The sequence below is a fragment of the Saccharothrix sabaoui genome, assembly GCF_051756985.1.
Classification (GTDB): Bacteria; Actinomycetota; Actinomycetes; order Mycobacteriales; family Pseudonocardiaceae; genus Actinosynnema.
On record NZ_JBPKJK010000029.1, the window covers coordinates 58,043 to 72,104 of the forward strand.

Here is a 14,062-nt window from a genome sequence, read left to right on the forward strand (position 1 = left end):
CCCGGCGCCGGCCGGTCGCAGGCGGTGGCCCGATTGCCGGCGGTGGCCCGGTAGCCGGCGGTGGGCCGGTTGCCGGCGGTGGCCCGGTCCGGGGTCACGCGCGGGCCCGGCGGTAGCGCAGCAGCAGCGCGCTGTCGGCGTGCAGCACCGACGCCAGCTCCAGCGACCGCGGCGCCTCCGGGAGGGGACCGCGGGCGATGCGCCCCGCGTCGCCGCCGGCGAGCAGCGGCGAGAACGTCACGCACAGCACGTCCACCAGGTCCGCGGCGACCAGCGAGCCGAACAGGGCGGGCCCGCCCTCGCAGTCGACGCGGCGCAGCCCCCGCTCGTCCAGCGCCCGCAGCGCCGCGGCCGGGTCCACCGACGACCCGCCCGCGACCACCACATCCGCGCCCGCGTCGGCCAGCGCCTCCCGCCGTTCCCGGGGCGCCGACTCGGCGGTCAGCACGATCGTCGGCACGACGGTGTCCGCGACCAGCGGCGACGACGGCTCGACCGAGCACCGCGCGGTCACCACCGCGATCGGCGGCACCGGCGACAGGCCCAGCCGGGACCGCCGCCCCGCGCGCACCTCGGTGGCCTTCACCCCGTGGTAGCCCTCGGCGCGGGCCGTGCCGGCGCCCACCAGCACCACGTCGCACAGGTCGCGGCCCAGCGTGAACACCTTCTTGTCCGCGGCGTTGCCCAGCGCCCGGGACCGGCCGTCGACCGACACCGCCCCGTCCACGCTGGACACGAAGTTGACCTGCACGAACGGCCGGTCGAGGTCCTCCGGGTAGTCGTAGAGCCGTTCCAGTTCGGCGTCGGTGATCTCGTCCTCGCGTGGTGGCCACAACATCCGCACCGCCACATCCCAGCACGCCGTTAGGCTTCGGGCATGTCCGCCCCGCCGCGCCTGTCCGACCGAACCCCGCACGTCGAGGCGGACGAGCTGGTGGGGTCGATGGTCCCGCCGCCGAGGTTCGACGGCGTGCGCTTCGACACCTACCTCCCCAACCCCGACGAGCCCAGCCAGGCCGAGGCCGTCACCGCGTGCCGCGAGTTCGCCGAACGGGTCTCCGCGGGCGGGGGCCGCGGCTGGCTCGGGTCGCTGTTCAAGCGGTCGCAGCCGGACGACGCCAAGCCCGGCCTCTACCTCGACGGCGGGTTCGGCGTCGGCAAGACCCACCTGCTCGCCTCCACCTGGCACGCCGTGCCCGGCCCCAAGGCGTACGGCACGTTCGTCGAGCTGACCAACCTCGTCGGCGCCCTCGGGTTCCCGGAGACGGTGGCGCGGCTGTCCGGCCACCGGCTGCTCGCGATCGACGAGTTCGAGCTGGACGACCCGGGCGACACCATGCTGGTGACGCGCCTGATCAAGGAGCTGACCGCGGCGGGCGTGTCGGTCGCGGCCACCTCCAACACGCTGCCGGACAAGCTCGGCGAGGGCCGGTTCGCCGCCGCCGACTTCCTGCGCGAGATCCAGTCCATGTCCGCGAGGTTCACCGTGGTCCGCGTCGACGGCCCCGACTACCGGCACCGCGGCCTGCCCGACGCGCCGCCCCCGATGAGCGACGAGGAACTGGTCGCGAAGGCCGAGGGCACCCCCGGGAGCACGCTCGACGACTTCGGCGACCTGTGCGCGGCGCTGGCGCGCATCCACCCGTCGAGCTACGGCCGGCTCGTCGACGGCGTCACCGCCGTGCACCTGCGGGGCGTGCGGCCCGCGCCCGACCAGGCCGTCGCGCTGCGCCTGGTGGCCCTCGGCGACCGCCTCTACGACCGGGACATCCCGGTGGCCGTGTCCGGCGAGCCGCTGCCCGAGCTGTTCACCGCCGAGATGCTGCGCGGCGGGTACCGCAAGAAGTACCTGCGGGCGGTGTCGCGGCTCGTCGCCCTCTCCCGGTGATCACCACCCCTGACCAGGCTTGATAGCCCGAACGGAGAGGGCACGGACTCCGTTCGGGGCTGGTTTTGCGGGTATCGCGCCGGGTATCCACTGCTCGTGATGAGCGAAGCGGAACGCCGCACCCTCAGCGAGATCGAGTCCAGACTCATGGTCGAGGAGCCGGCCCTGGCCACCGCCCTCGTCGCCGGGAAACCCCGGCACCCCGTGCTCAGCTACGCCCTGGTGGCCGTGTTCGCGGGCCTCGGCGTGCTGCTGCTGACCCTCGGTTCCTACGGGCCGGCGCTCGCGTCGCTCGGCTTCGGCTCCGTCCTGCTGCTGATGAAGGGCTACACCTGGCGGTAGCCCTGCGCCGACGACCGGCCTGGCGACGCTCATCCGCCCGCGGCCGGTCGCCGCGTCACCCCGCACCACCCCCCGCGGTCGCGTTCCCGGTCACAAAAGGGACGCCGACCTGAAACCCGCTGGCTCCGGGCGCCGTTCATCACCGACCATGCCCCCGTGGGATACCTGGACGCCAACGGCCTCGCCTTCCGACTGCCCGACGGCCGCGAACTGTTCCGCGACGTGTCGTTCAAGGTCGGGGGCACCGACGTGGTCGCCCTCGTGGGCGCCAACGGCGTCGGCAAGACGACCCTGCTGCGCATCCTCTCGGGTGAGCTGAGCCCGACCGCCGGCAGCGTCCGCGTGCAGGGCGGCCTGGGCGTGATGCCCCAGTTCGTCGGCTCCGTGCGCGACGGCTCGCTGGTGCGCGACCTGCTGCTCGCCGCCTCCCCGAAACCCCTGCGCGACGCCGCCGCCGAGCTGGACGCCGTCGAGCTGGCCCTGATGGAGACCGACGACGAGCCCACCCAGATGCGCTACGCCGACGCGCTCACCGCGTGGGGCGAGGCCGGCGGCTACGACGCCGAGGTGCTGTGGGACACGGTCACGGTCGCCGCGCTCGGCGTGCCGTTCGACCGGGCCCGGTTCCGCGAGGTGCGCACCCTGTCCGGCGGCGAGCAGAAGCGGCTGGTGCTGGAGGCGCTGCTGCGCGGCCCCGAGCAGGTGCTGCTGCTCGACGAGCCGGACAACTACCTCGACGTGCCGGGCAAGCGGTGGCTGGAGGAGCGGCTGCGCTCCGCCGGCAAGGCCGTGCTGCTGGTCAGCCACGACCGCGAGCTGCTCGACGTGGCCGCGACCGTCGTCGTCACCGTCGAGGCGCACTCGGCGTGGACGCACCCCGGGTCGTTCGGCACCTGGCACGCCGCCCGCGCCGCCCGCATCGCGCGCCTCGCCGAGCAGCACCGCCGGTGGGAGGAGGAGCACGAGCGGCTGCGCGACCTCGTCCGCACCCTCCAGGTGCAGGCGAAGATCAGCGAGGTCATGGCCGCGAAGTACCGCGTGCAGCGGGCGAAGCTGGAGCGGTACGAGGAGGCCGGGCCGCCGCCCGAGCTGCCCACCGACGAGAGGGTCGCGCCCCGGCTGCGCGGCGGGCGCACCGGCGTGCGCGCGATCACGTGCGAGGACCTGGAGCTGACCGGGCTGATGAAGCCGTTCTCGGTCGAGCTGTTCTACGCCGACCGGGTGGCCGTGCTCGGGTCGAACGGGTCGGGCAAGAGCCACTTCCTGCGGCTGCTCGGCGGCGGCGACGTCGCGCACACCGGCGCGTTCCGGCTGGGCGCGCGGGTCGTGCCCGGCCTGTTCGCGCAGACCCACCAGCACCCCGAGTGGATCGGCCGCACCCTCGTGGACCTGCTGTGGCACGGCGAGGACGGGCGCGCGGGCCGCGACCGGGGCGCGGCGATGGCCGTGCTCAGCCGGTACGGCCTGGGCAAGCAGGGCGACCAGCGGTTCGAGACGCTGTCCGGCGGTCAGCAGGCGCGGTTCCAGGTGCTGCTGCTGGAGCTGTCCGGCGCCACCCTGCTGCTGCTCGACGAGCCGACCGACAACCTCGACCTGAACTCGGCCGAGGCGCTCCAGGACGCCCTGGAGGGGTTCTCGGGCACCGTCGTGGCCGTCACCCACGACCGCTGGTTCGCCCGCACCTTCGACCGCTTCCTCCTGTTCCGCTCGGACGGCGAGGTCGTCGAGGTGCCCGAGCCGGTGTGGGACGAGACCCGCGTCAACCGCGCCCGCTGACCCCGCGAGAGTCCAACCTCCAGGCCCCGAGAGTCCAACGCCCGAGCCTCGAGAGTCCAACGCCCAAGACCCCTGAGTTCTACGTCCAGGCACCGCGCGCCTTCCCGCGGAGCGCGGCCGAACGCAGAACTCAAGGGTCCTGGACGTAGAACTCACGAGGTCTGGGTGTTGGACTCTCGGGACCTGGGCGTTGGACTCTCGGGACCTGAGGGTTGGACTCTCGGGGTCTGAGGGTTGGACTCTCGGGTCAGCGGGAGCGGAGTTCGACCAGGACCTGCGGCACCTCGTCGAGCAGTTCGCGGGCCAGCATGCCGGTCAGGCCGGTGCGCGGCACGAGCCGCTGGCCCGCCATGGCGTGCACGTGACCGGCCCAGCAGGTGGCGCGGGCCAGGTCGTCGTCCCGGGCCAGCAGGCCGCCGACGAGGCCGGCCAGCACGTCGCCGCTGCCGGACGTGCCCAGGCCGACGTGGCCGGTGGCGTCCTGCCACACCCGGCCGTCCGGCGCGGCCACCACGCCCATCAGGTTGACCACGGCGTCGTGCCGGTCGGCGATGGCGACGGCGGTCTTCACGTGGTCGTCCACGTCGTCGGTGCCCAGCAGGTAGCGGGCCTCCACGGTGTTCGGGGTGAGCACCATCCGGCCGCGCACCGGGTCGCCCAGCTCGGGGTGCGTGCCCAGCGCGCCCAGCGCGAACGCGTCGAGCACCACCGGCCCGCGCGCGGCGGGCAGCAGCCGCTCCAGCAGGGCCGCCGTCTCGTCCGCGTCGACCAGGCCGGGGCCGACGACCAGGGACGCGGCGTCGCCGACGAGGTCGCCCAGCACGTCGGCGGCCTCCCGCGACACCGCGCCCGACGCCGTCTCCGGCAGGCCCACGACCATCGCCTCCGGCACGGCCAGCCCCAGGCCGGACGCGTGCCGGTCGGCGGTCGCGAGCTGGAGGGTGCCCGCGCCGGTGCGCAGCGCCGCGATCCCGCTCAGCAGCACCGCCCCGGGCACCCGCCGCGACCCGCCGACCACCAGCACGGTGCCGTCGTCCTCGTGCTCGGGCAGCCACTCGCGCAGCAGCGCGGACGTGATGGGCTCAGGCCGATCGGGTGGTCGCATCCTCGGTCTCCGTGGGCTCGGCTCCGTGCTCGACCAGGTGGTCGGCGTCGAACTCCCTCTCCAGTACCCACGGACCGCCGTCCCGACGCCACGAGGTCAGCGACCCGTTGGGCACCGTGGAGTTGTGCGCGTAGGCCAGCATGTCCCGCTCCGGCAGGCCCTCCAGCAGGTAGCGCAGCAGGAACGGGGTGATCTCGTGCGCGAACAGCAGCACGCGCGCCCCGTCGAGGTCGCGCAGCAGCGAGCGCAGCCGCAGCGTCACGTCCGCCCACGACTCGCCGCCCGGCGGCCGGTAGTAGAACTTGCCGAGCCTGCGCTTGCGGACCACCTCGTCCGGGTACCGCACGGCGACGCCGTGCGTGGTGAGCAGGTCCAGCACGCCCAGCTCGCGGTCGCGCAGCCGTTCGTCGACGAGCATCCTCGGGTGCCCGCGCAGGGCGTGCTGGGCGGTGTCGACGGCCCGCCGGTAGGGGGAGGCCACCACCACGTCCGGCCACTGCTCGCGGGGCATCGCGGCGAACCAGCGGCCCAGCGCCCGGCCCTGCCGCTCGCCCTCCTCCGACAGCGGCACGTCCGCGTCGCGCTGCCGGACGTCGATGACCTCGTGCCCGCCGGACTCGGCCGCCTCGCGGGCCACGTTGCCGGTGCTCTCGCCGTGCCTGATCACTCCGAGCCAGTCCACCCGCCCGAACTTAGCCGTCCGGCGGGCGCGCGGCACCCCGGGCGGCACCCCGGGCGGCACTCCACGCGGCACCCGGGCGGGCCCGGGGTCAGGCGACCTCGGCGGGCAGCCGCCCGGACCGGACCGCGCGGACCAGCTCCTCGTGGTCGGCGCACGTCCGGTCGGCGTAGTCCAGCGCGTAGCGGGCGATGGCGTCGTCCAGCCCGTCGCCGCCCGCGCAGTAGCCGGCGAGCAGCCGGGGGTCGACGGAGCGGGTGTGCGCGCGGGCCAGCAGCGCGCCCGCCAGCCGGCCGTAGTCGTCCAGGTCGTCGCGCTTGAGGGTGGTCGCGTCGATCTCGCCCTTGCGGTTGCGGAACTGCCGCACGATGTAGGGCCGGCCCTCGATGGTGGTCCAGCCGAGCAGGATGTCGGTCTCGGCCTGCACGAGCCGCGCGCCGTGCACGATCCGCTTGCCCTCGTGCTTGACCGGCGCGGTGTTCAGGAAGGGCGCCAGCGCGGACGGCCGGGCCTCCTTGGCCTGGAGCACCAGCGCCTCGTCGCCGTTGCCGCGCAGCAGCACCAGGTAGTTGCGCAGGCCCACGCTGCCCGTGCCGACCACGCGGAACGCCACGTCGGCCACGCCGTAGCGCATGATCAGGTCGTAGCGGGACTCGCGCAGGGTGTCCACGTAGGACGGCAGCGCGTCGACCACGGCCCGCTCGGTGGCGGGCGTGACGCGGGTCAGCACGGGCGGGTCGGCGACGAACCGCCAGTGCTCGCCCTCCCGGCGGGTCCACTTCGCGGCCACCCGGGCGCTGGTGTTGCGGCGCGCCCTGGACGCGGCCCTGGTGAAGTGGTCGAGCAGGTCGTCGGCCTTGGTCTTGGACAGCGCCGACTCGTCGCCCAGCGCGCTCCACGACTCCAGGAACGGCAGGGTGGCCAGGTGCCGCAGGGCGCTGCGGTAGGCGTTCACGGCGTCCTCGGCGGCGTCGCGGCAGCCCTTCTCCGACACGCCGCCCTCGCGGCCCGCGAGCACGAGCGAGGTGGCCAGCCGCTTGAGGTCCCACTCCCACGGGCCGGGCAGCGTCTCGTCGAAGTCGTTGACGTCCATCACGATGGCGCCCTCGGGCGTGCCGTAGAGCCCGAAGTTCGCGGCGTGCGCGTCGCCGCACAGCTGGGCGTCGAGGCCGGTGCGCGCGCCGGCCGCGAGGTCGCCCGCCATCAGGCCCGCGCTGCCCCGGAAGAACGCGAACGGGGAGGCGAGCATCCGGCCGACCCGCAGCGGCACCAGCTCGGGCAGCCTGCCCTCGTTGGAGGCGTCGACGTACTCGACGACGGACGGCCGGTCGTGCGCGAGGAGCACCTCGCGGTGCGCCTCGTGGCTCACCGCGGCGCGCAGCTCGCGACCGCGGGCCAGCACCTCCTCGGGGTCCACCCACCGGCCCAGAGCTTCGGCCGCCTCGGCCCGCTTCCGTTCACCCATGTGGGTAATGATGCGCGTCGGGGCCGGCGGATACACCGGCCGCCACACGTCTGTGACCTGGTAATTCAGCCTCGGCGGCACAAATCGGGCAGAGGGCTACCCGCGTGCGCCGAGAACCTGCCCGATCGCGTCGATCCCGCGGTCGAGGTCGTCGCGGGAGACCACCAGCGGCGGCGCGACGCGCAGCGTGCTGTCCTGGGTCTCCTTGCAGAGCACGCCCAGCCGGGCCAGCGCCTCGGACGCCTCGCGGCCGCGCGGTCCGCCGGGGGCGATCTCCACGCCCGCCCACAGGCCGCGCCCGCGCACCTCGGCCACGCCCCGGCCGACGAACTCGCCGAGCCGCGCGTGCAGGTGGGCGCCCAGCTCGCGGGACCGCTGCTGGAACTCGCCGGTCGCCAGCAGCCGCACCACGGCCCGCCCGACCGCGCACGCCAGCGGGTTGCCGCCGAACGTCGACCCGTGCTCGCCGGGCCGCAGCACGCCCAGCACGGCGTGCGACCCGACGACCGCGGACACCGGCAGGATGCCGCCGCCCAGGGCCTTGCCCAGCGTGTAGAGGTCGGCGCGCACGCCCTCGTGGTCGAGCGCGAGCAGGTCGCCGGTGCGGCCCAGCCCGGACTGGATCTCGTCGGCGATCATCAGCACGCCGCGCTCGTCGCACAGCTCCCGCACGCCCCGCAGGTAGCCGGCGGGCGGCACGACGACGCCCGCCTCGCCCTGGATCGGCTCCAGCAGCACGGCCGCGGTCCGGTCGGTGACCGCCTCGCGCAGGTCGTCGAGCGAGCCGTAGCGCACGACGCGGAAGCCCGGCGTGAACGGCCCGAAGTCGGCGCGGGCGGTGTCGTCCGTGGAGAACGACACGATCGTGGTGGTGCGGCCGTGGAAGTTCGACCCGGCCACCACGATCTCCGCGGTCCCCGCCGGCACGCCCTTCACCCGGTACGCCCACTTGCGGGCGACCTTGATCGCCGACTCGACGGCCTCGGCGCCGGAGTTCATGGCGAGCACCACCTCGGTGCCGGTCAGCTCGGCCAGCTCGCGGCAGAAGGGGCCGAACTGGTCGTGGTGGAACGCGCGGCTGGTGAGCGTGACGCGACCGAGCTGCTCCACCGCGGCGGCCACCAGGTCCGGGTGCCGGTGCCCGAAGTTCAGCGACGAGTAGCCGGACAGGAGGTCCAGGTACCGGCGACCCTCGACGTCGGTCACCCACGCGCCCTCGCCGTGCGAGATCACGACCGGCAGCGGGTGGTAGTTGTGCGTGCTCCATTCCTCGTCGAGCGCGATGAACTGCTCAGTGGCGGGGAGGACGGTAGCGGTCATGTCACCAGGCTAGATGCCCCGAGCCAGCGATTTCAGCCGCCAGGCGTTGCGCATCCGGTGAGTTCGTTGCGCAAATCGATCGTTCGACGGCGATCCGTTGCAAGAGTCGCCCTGCCGGCGCCGGCGGGTTACGTTGCGACGATGGCGAAGAAGTCCGCGCAGGTCCAGTCGGTTTCCGACGCCTTCCGGGTGGACCCGGGGGCGGTGGACCTCGCGGCGCTCGACCCGGCCGCCACCCCGGTCGGGCCCCGGTCGAAGTCCGAGGCCGCGGACGAGGTGGCGCGCATCGGCGAGGAGCTGGACGGGCTCCAGGAGGCCCTCTTCGCGGAGGGCGTGGGCGGTGGCCGGCGCAGCGTGCTGCTGGTGCTGCAGGGCATGGACACCTCGGGCAAGGGCGGCACCATCCGGCACGTCCTGGGCCTGGTCAACCCGCACGGCGTGCGCGTCGCCGCGTTCGGCCGGCCCACCGCCGCCGAGCGGCGGCACGACTTCCTGTGGCGCATCCGCCGCCAGGTCCCGCCGCCCGGCTACCTGGGCGTCTTCGACCGCTCGCACTACGAGGACGTGCTGGTCGCCCGGGTCGACGGGCTCGTGCCCGCCGCCGAGTGGCGGCGCCGCTACGGGCAGATCAACGAGTTCGAGGAGGAGCTGGTCGACGGGGGCACGACCCTGGTGAAGTGCTTCCTGCACATCTCGCCGGAGAAGCAGAAGGAACGGCTCCTCGCCCGCCTGGAGGACCCGCTCAAGCAGTGGAAGTACGACCCGGCCGACCTCGACGCGCGGGCCGGGTTCTCCGACTACCGCGCCGCCTACCGGGACGTGCTGGTCAAGTGCTCGCGGGCCGCGCCCTGGTACGCCGTGCCGGCGGACCGCAAGTGGTACCGCAACTGGGCGGTGGCGAGCCTGCTCCTTGAGACGCTCAAGGACCTCGACCCCCGGCGGCCCGCGCCCTCGTACGATCCGGAGGTCGAGTTGGCACGCCTCCGGGACGCCGACCCGTTGCGCTAGCCGCAATCTTCATTGCGCCTCTTGCTCTGCCGCGGTGGTCTCGGCCACTGTGGGAACCGCCGCGGGCGGTCGAGCGGAGGTTCGGTGTGGCTGTGGGCAGGCGGCGGTTCCTGGGGGCGGTTGGCGTGGGAGCGGGGTTGCTGATGACCGAGGGTGTGGCCGAAGCGCGTGCGGGGGTCCGCGTCTACCTGGGCACCTACACCTCGTGGCCGGGTGGCGGCACGGGCGTGGGCCTGGGCGTGTTCGACACCGCGACCGGCGGGCTGCGGGTGACCGGCGTGGTCGAGGACGTGGCCAACCCGTCGTTCGTGGTCGACGCGGGCAGGTTCGCCTACGCGGTCAACGAGCGGCCGGACGGCGAGGTGACCGCGCTCGCGGTCGGCGCGGACGGCACGCCGAAGGTGGTGAACAGCCGGAGCACCGGCGGGGCCGACCCGTGCCACCTGGCGCTGCACCGGGGCTTCCTGCTGTCGGCGAACTACAGCTCCGGCAGCGTCGCCGTGCACCCGGTGCGACCGGACGGCGGCCTGGGCGAGCGCACCGACCTGGTCCAGCACCGGGGTTCCGGGCCGGACCCCGAGCGCCAGGAGGGCCCGCACGCCCACCAGGTGCTGCCCGACCCGCGCGGCGACTTCGTGCTCGCCGTCGACCTGGGCACCGACTCCGTCTACAGCTACAAGCTGGAGGAGGAGGGCACGCTGACCCTGGCCGGCACCGCGCGCCTGCACCCCGGCGCGGGACCGCGGCACCTGGCGTTCCACCCGAACGGCCGGTTCGCCTACATCGCCAACGAGCTGGACTCCACGCTCGTGGTGGCCGACTACCAGCGCGGCGCGCTCAAGCTCGGGCCGAAGCTCAGCACCCTGCCCGACGGCGCGCCCGCCACCCCGCGCAACTACCCGGCCGAGGTGCTGGTCTCGCCGGACGGCCGGTTCGTCTACGTGTCCAACCGGGGGCACGACAGCGTGGCCGTGTTCGCCGTCGAGCGCGCTGGCGCGGCGCTGCGGCTGATCGGCGCGACGCCGGTCGGCGGGAAGTACCCCCGGCACATCGTGCTCGACCCGACCGGGAAGTTCCTGCTGGCGGCCAACCAGAACTCGGGCGACGTCACCGCGTTCGCCGTCGACCGGGCCACCGGCGGGCTGCGACAGGTGTCGTCCACCGCCGTGCCGATCCCGGTCTGCGTAGCCTTCCGGGGGTAACACCACCGGGTCCATTTCGGCCACCGGGACCGTCCACAGTGGTACGACGGCCCCCATGAAAACGATCGTGGTCGCACTCCTGATGGTCCTCGCCGCCGCACCGGCCGCGCGGTCCGCGCCGGCCGCGCCGGAGCTCGTCGCGCTGGGTGACTCCTACGCGGCGGGCCTCGGCGCGGGCGACGAGGCCGCCGACGCCTGCCGGCGGAGCCCCCACGCCTACCCCGAGCTGCTCGCGGACCGGACCGGGACGACCCTGGTGACCGTCGCCTGCTCCGAGGCAACCACGGCGGAGGTCACCGCCCAGGCCGAGCGCGTCACCCGGGAGACCGGGCTCGTCACCGTGCAGGCGGGCGGCAACGACGCCGGGTTCAAGGACGTCATGGTCACCTGCACCCTCAGCGACGACCAGGGGTGCCGCGACCGCGTCGCCACCGCCGAGGCGTTCATCCGCGACGAGCTGCCCGCCCGCCTCGACGGCCTCTACGGGGTGGTGCGCGACCGGCTGGGCGCGGACCGCCTCGACGGGGGCCGGGACGACGCCGACGTCGTCGTGGTCGGCTACCCCCGGCTGTTCTCGTTCGGCTCGTGGTGCCTGATGACCGGGCCAAAGCGGGAGGCCCTCAACCACGCCGTCGACGTGATCACCGAGGTGCTCTCCGCGCGGGCCGAGGCGGCCGGGTTCGCGTTCGCCGACGTGCGCGACGAGTTCGACCGGCACGGCGCGTGCGCGTCCGACCCGTGGATCAACGGCCTGGTCCTCGTCCCGGTCGACCGCTCCTACCACCCCAACCGCGCCGGTCACGCCTCCGGCTTCCTGCCCGCGCTGGAGGGGGAGACGGGCGTCGCCGGGTAACCCGTTGGCGGGCCGGGCCGCCCGTTGACGATGATGCGGGGGTGAACCCCACGAAAGGGCTGCGCCAGGTCGCGGCCACCCGCTACGTCACCCCCTTCCGGGAGGGCGGCTCGCTGCCGGGCCTCGTCGAGGCCGACGACCTCGGCATGTACGTGCTCAAGTTCCGCGGCGCGGGCCAGGGCGTGAAGGCGCTGATCGCCGAGGTCGTCGTCGGCGAGCTGGCCCGCCGCCTCGGGTTCCGGGTGCCCGAGATCGTGCTCGTCGGGCTGGACCCCGAGCTGGGCCGCGCCGAGCCCGACCAGGAGGTCCAGGAGCTGCTCAAGGCCAGCGGCGGGGTGAACCTGGGCCTGGACTACCTGCCCGGCTCGTTCGACTACAACCCGGTGGTGCGCGAGCCGTCCGCCGACCTGGCCACCCGCCTGCTGTGGCTGGACGCGCTGACGCTCAACGTGGACCGCAGCTGGCGCAACCCCAACACCCTGCTGTGGCACCGGGAGCTGTGGCTCATCGACCACGGCGCCTCGCTGTACTTCCACCACTCGTGGCGGCCCGAGCGGTTCCCCGCGGCCACCTACCGGTTCGACGCGGCCGACCACCTCGTGCTGCCGTTCGCCGGTCCCCTGGCCGACGTCGACGCCGAGCTGACCGCCCTCGTCACACCCGCGCTGGTGCGCGAGGTGCTGGCGCTGGTGCCCGACGAGTGGCTCGCGCAGGACGAGGCGTTCGGCACGCCGGAGGCCGTGCGCGGCGCGTACGAGCAGTTCTTCACCGCCCGCCTGGCCGCGCCGCGGACCTGGGTCGACGCACTGGAGGCCGCCCGTGCCGCACGTGTTTGAGTACGCGGTGCTGCGCGCCGTGCCGCGGCAGGAGCGCGGCGAGTTCGTCAACGTCGGCGTCCTCGTCTACTGCAAGGACCTCGACTTCCTCGGCGCGCGCGTGCACGTGGACGAGAAGAGGGTGCTGGCGCTCGACCCGTTCCTGGACGTCGAGGTGCTGCGGGACAGCCTGGCGCACCTCGGGCTGTCGTGCGACGGCGCGCCGACCGCCGGCCCGGTGTCGCGCACGACGGCGGGGCAGCGGTTCCGCTGGCTGACCGCGCCGCGGTCCACCACCGTGCAGACCTCGCCCGCGCACACCGGCCTGACCGACGACCCGACGGCCGAGCTGGACCGCCTGCTGGCCGCGCTGGTGCTGCCGCCCGACCGCCGACCCGACCACTAGGCTGGCAACCTCTTGCCACGCGCCGCGTCCTTAAGTGCGAGCAGTGGCCGACACACGGAGCGGGGTCGCCAGATGAACGGCGGGTATCAGCAGGGCGGGTACCAGGGGGCGGGGCGCCCCGCGCAACGCCCCCCTCAGCAGCGCACGCGCGCCTACCCCCAGGTCGGTCACCAGCAGCCGCAGCAGGCACCCCGCCAGGCCGGGCGCCCGGTGGCCGCCGGCTACCGGCAGGCGCCGCCGCGCCGCAAGCGCCGGGTGGGCCGGCTCGTCGCGGTCGTGCTGGTGGTGCTGCTGGCGCTCGGCATCGGGATGTGGGTGTACGTCGACTCGTCGCTGCGCCGCATCGACGCCCTGGGCGACTACGAGGGCCGCCCGGCGGACACCCCCGGCACCAACTGGCTGCTCGTCGGGTCCGACGCGCGCGACGACCTGACCGAGGAGCAGAAGGCCGCGCTGGCCACCGGCGACGCGGGCGGCCGGCGCACCGACACGATCATGCTGCTGCACATCCCGGAGGGCTCCGGGAAGGCGACGCTGGTCAGCATTCCGCGCGACTCCTACGTGGACATCCCGGGCAACGACAAGAACAAGATCAACGCGGCGTTCGCGTTCGGCGGCCCGTCGCTGCTGGTGCAGACCCTCGAAGGCGCGACCGGCATCCGCGTCGACCACTACATGGAGATCGGCTTCGGCGGGTTCGCCGGGATCGTGGACGCCATCGGCGGCGTCGACATGTGCATCGACCAGCCGATGCAGGACCCGCTGGCGGGCCTCGACCTCCAGCCCGGGTGCCAGGAGCTGGACGGCGCGCAGGCGCTGGGCTTCGTGCGGACGCGGGCGTTCGCCACGGCCGACCTCCAGCGCGTGCAGAACCAGCGGAAGTTCCTGGCCGCGCTGAGCGACAAGGCCACCAGCGTCGGCGTGCTGGCCAACCCGTTCCGCGCGTTCCCGCTGCTGTTCGCGAGCACCGACTCGATCTCGGTGAACTCCGACGACCACCTGCACCACCTCGCGGGCATGGCGTTCGCCATGGGCGGCGGCGTGGACACGGTGACCGTGCCGGTGGGCGGCACGCCGACCGTGCCGGGCGCGGGCTCCGTCGTGCAGTGGGACCGGGACAACGCGCTGCGCCTGTTCGGCGCGCTGGAGAAGGACGAGGCGGTCCCCGCGGACCTGCTCGAACAGCCCAAGTAGCCACACCCC

Annotated in this window: 14 protein-coding genes and 1 pseudogene; 10 read left to right on the forward strand and 5 right to left on the reverse strand. The window is 74.2% G+C overall.

The window, feature by feature from the left end:
- Positions 1–94: 94 nt before the first annotated feature.
- The gene (locus ACR807_RS11860) at positions 95–838 is read right to left on the reverse strand and encodes a pyrimidine reductase family protein (RefSeq protein ID WP_438921312.1); all 744 of its coding nucleotides are present in this window, start codon (positions 836–838) and stop codon (positions 95–97) included.
- Positions 839–877: 39 nt separating this feature from the next.
- Here ACR807_RS11860 and zapE point away from each other — a divergent pair, with 39 nt between their 5' ends.
- From zapE to ACR807_RS11880, 4 genes and pseudogenes are all read left to right on the forward strand, one after another.
- Positions 878–1,888: a cell division protein ZapE gene (gene zapE / locus ACR807_RS11865; protein WP_438921313.1), complete on the forward strand. Its 1,011-nt coding sequence runs from the start codon at positions 878–880 to the stop codon at positions 1,886–1,888.
- 99 nt (positions 1,889–1,987) lie between these two features.
- Positions 1,988–2,230, forward strand: coding sequence for a DUF3040 domain-containing protein (locus ACR807_RS11870; RefSeq protein ID WP_438921314.1), 243 nt, complete (start codon positions 1,988–1,990; stop codon positions 2,228–2,230).
- Positions 2,231–2,488: 258 nt separating this feature from the next.
- Positions 2,489–2,896 (forward strand): annotated as a pseudogene (locus tag ACR807_RS11875) (ATP-binding cassette domain-containing protein); the annotation flags it as partial.
- Positions 2,897–3,412: 516 nt separating this feature from the next.
- Positions 3,413–4,006, forward strand: coding sequence for an ATP-binding cassette domain-containing protein (locus tag ACR807_RS11880; RefSeq protein WP_438921326.1), 594 nt, complete (start codon positions 3,413–3,415; stop codon positions 4,004–4,006).
- A gap of 247 nt (positions 4,007–4,253) precedes the next feature.
- On the opposite strand, the gene ACR807_RS11885 is transcribed toward ACR807_RS11880, so the two are convergent.
- From ACR807_RS11885 to rocD, 4 genes are all read right to left on the reverse strand, one after another.
- On the reverse strand, positions 4,254–5,111 hold the full coding sequence (locus ACR807_RS11885; RefSeq protein ID WP_438921315.1) for an NAD(P)H-hydrate dehydratase: 858 nt from the start codon (positions 5,109–5,111) through the stop codon (positions 4,254–4,256).
- On the reverse strand, positions 5,089–5,793 hold the full coding sequence (locus ACR807_RS11890) for a histidine phosphatase family protein (protein ID WP_438921316.1): 705 nt from the start codon (positions 5,791–5,793) through the stop codon (positions 5,089–5,091). The genes ACR807_RS11885 and ACR807_RS11890 overlap by 23 nt, the downstream gene beginning before the upstream one ends.
- An 88-nt stretch (positions 5,794–5,881) precedes the next feature.
- Positions 5,882–7,255: a DUF2252 domain-containing protein gene (locus ACR807_RS11895; RefSeq protein ID WP_438921317.1), complete on the reverse strand. Its 1,374-nt coding sequence runs from the start codon at positions 7,253–7,255 to the stop codon at positions 5,882–5,884.
- Between the two features lie 96 nt (positions 7,256–7,351).
- Positions 7,352–8,575 (reverse strand): ornithine--oxo-acid transaminase, encoded by a 1,224-nt coding sequence (rocD, locus tag ACR807_RS11900; protein ID WP_438921318.1) that lies wholly within the window; start codon positions 8,573–8,575, stop codon positions 7,352–7,354.
- Between the two features lie 141 nt (positions 8,576–8,716).
- On the opposite strand from rocD, the gene ACR807_RS11905 reads away from it, so the two are divergent.
- The 6 genes from ACR807_RS11905 (at position 8,717) to ACR807_RS11930 (ending at position 14,053) form a co-directional block, all read left to right on the forward strand.
- Entirely contained in the window at positions 8,717–9,583 is an 867-nt protein-coding gene (locus ACR807_RS11905) for a PPK2 family polyphosphate kinase (RefSeq protein WP_438921319.1), read from the forward strand.
- 143 nt (positions 9,584–9,726) lie between these two features.
- The gene (locus ACR807_RS11910; RefSeq protein WP_438921320.1) at positions 9,727–10,785 is read left to right on the forward strand and encodes a lactonase family protein; all 1,059 of its coding nucleotides are present in this window, start codon (positions 9,727–9,729) and stop codon (positions 10,783–10,785) included.
- Positions 10,786–10,840: 55 nt separating this feature from the next.
- On the forward strand, positions 10,841–11,638 hold the full coding sequence (locus ACR807_RS11915; RefSeq protein ID WP_438921321.1) for an SGNH/GDSL hydrolase family protein: 798 nt from the start codon (positions 10,841–10,843) through the stop codon (positions 11,636–11,638).
- Positions 11,639–11,679: 41 nt separating this feature from the next.
- The gene (locus ACR807_RS11920) at positions 11,680–12,474 is read left to right on the forward strand and encodes a HipA family kinase (RefSeq protein WP_438921322.1); all 795 of its coding nucleotides are present in this window, start codon (positions 11,680–11,682) and stop codon (positions 12,472–12,474) included.
- Positions 12,458–12,859 (forward strand): DUF3037 domain-containing protein, encoded by a 402-nt coding sequence (locus tag ACR807_RS11925; protein ID WP_438921323.1) that lies wholly within the window; start codon positions 12,458–12,460, stop codon positions 12,857–12,859. Before ACR807_RS11920 ends, ACR807_RS11925 begins: the two co-directional genes overlap by 17 nt.
- A 72-nt stretch (positions 12,860–12,931) precedes the next feature.
- Entirely contained in the window at positions 12,932–14,053 is a 1,122-nt protein-coding gene (locus ACR807_RS11930) for an LCP family protein (RefSeq protein ID WP_438921324.1), read from the forward strand.
- The last annotated feature ends 9 nt before the right edge of the window (positions 14,054–14,062 follow it).

Bases quoted from the DNA above. Each gene is read 5' to 3' on its own strand.
- ACR807_RS11870 (WP_438921314.1), top strand. From the start codon at position 1,988: ATGAGCGAAGCGGAACGCCGCACCCTCAGCGAGATCGAGTCCAGACTC.
- ACR807_RS11910 (WP_438921320.1), top strand. From the start codon at position 9,727: ATGACCGAGGGTGTGGCCGAAGCGCGTGCGGGGGTCCGCGTCTACCTG.
- ACR807_RS11895 (WP_438921317.1), bottom strand. From the start codon at position 7,255: ATGGGTGAACGGAAGCGGGCCGAGGCGGCCGAAGCTCTGGGCCGGTGG.
- zapE (WP_438921313.1), top strand. From the start codon at position 878: ATGTCCGCCCCGCCGCGCCTGTCCGACCGAACCCCGCACGTCGAGGCG.
- ACR807_RS11915 (WP_438921321.1), top strand. From the start codon at position 10,841: ATGAAAACGATCGTGGTCGCACTCCTGATGGTCCTCGCCGCCGCACCG.
- ACR807_RS11860 (WP_438921312.1), bottom strand. From the start codon at position 838: ATGTTGTGGCCACCACGCGAGGACGAGATCACCGACGCCGAACTGGAA.
- ACR807_RS11880 (WP_438921326.1), top strand. From the start codon at position 3,413: ATGAAGCCGTTCTCGGTCGAGCTGTTCTACGCCGACCGGGTGGCCGTG.
- ACR807_RS11905 (WP_438921319.1), top strand. From the start codon at position 8,717: ATGGCGAAGAAGTCCGCGCAGGTCCAGTCGGTTTCCGACGCCTTCCGG.
- ACR807_RS11930 (WP_438921324.1), top strand. From the start codon at position 12,932: ATGAACGGCGGGTATCAGCAGGGCGGGTACCAGGGGGCGGGGCGCCCC.
- ACR807_RS11885 (WP_438921315.1), bottom strand. From the start codon at position 5,111: ATGCGACCACCCGATCGGCCTGAGCCCATCACGTCCGCGCTGCTGCGC.
- rocD (WP_438921318.1), bottom strand. From the start codon at position 8,575: ATGACCGCTACCGTCCTCCCCGCCACTGAGCAGTTCATCGCGCTCGAC.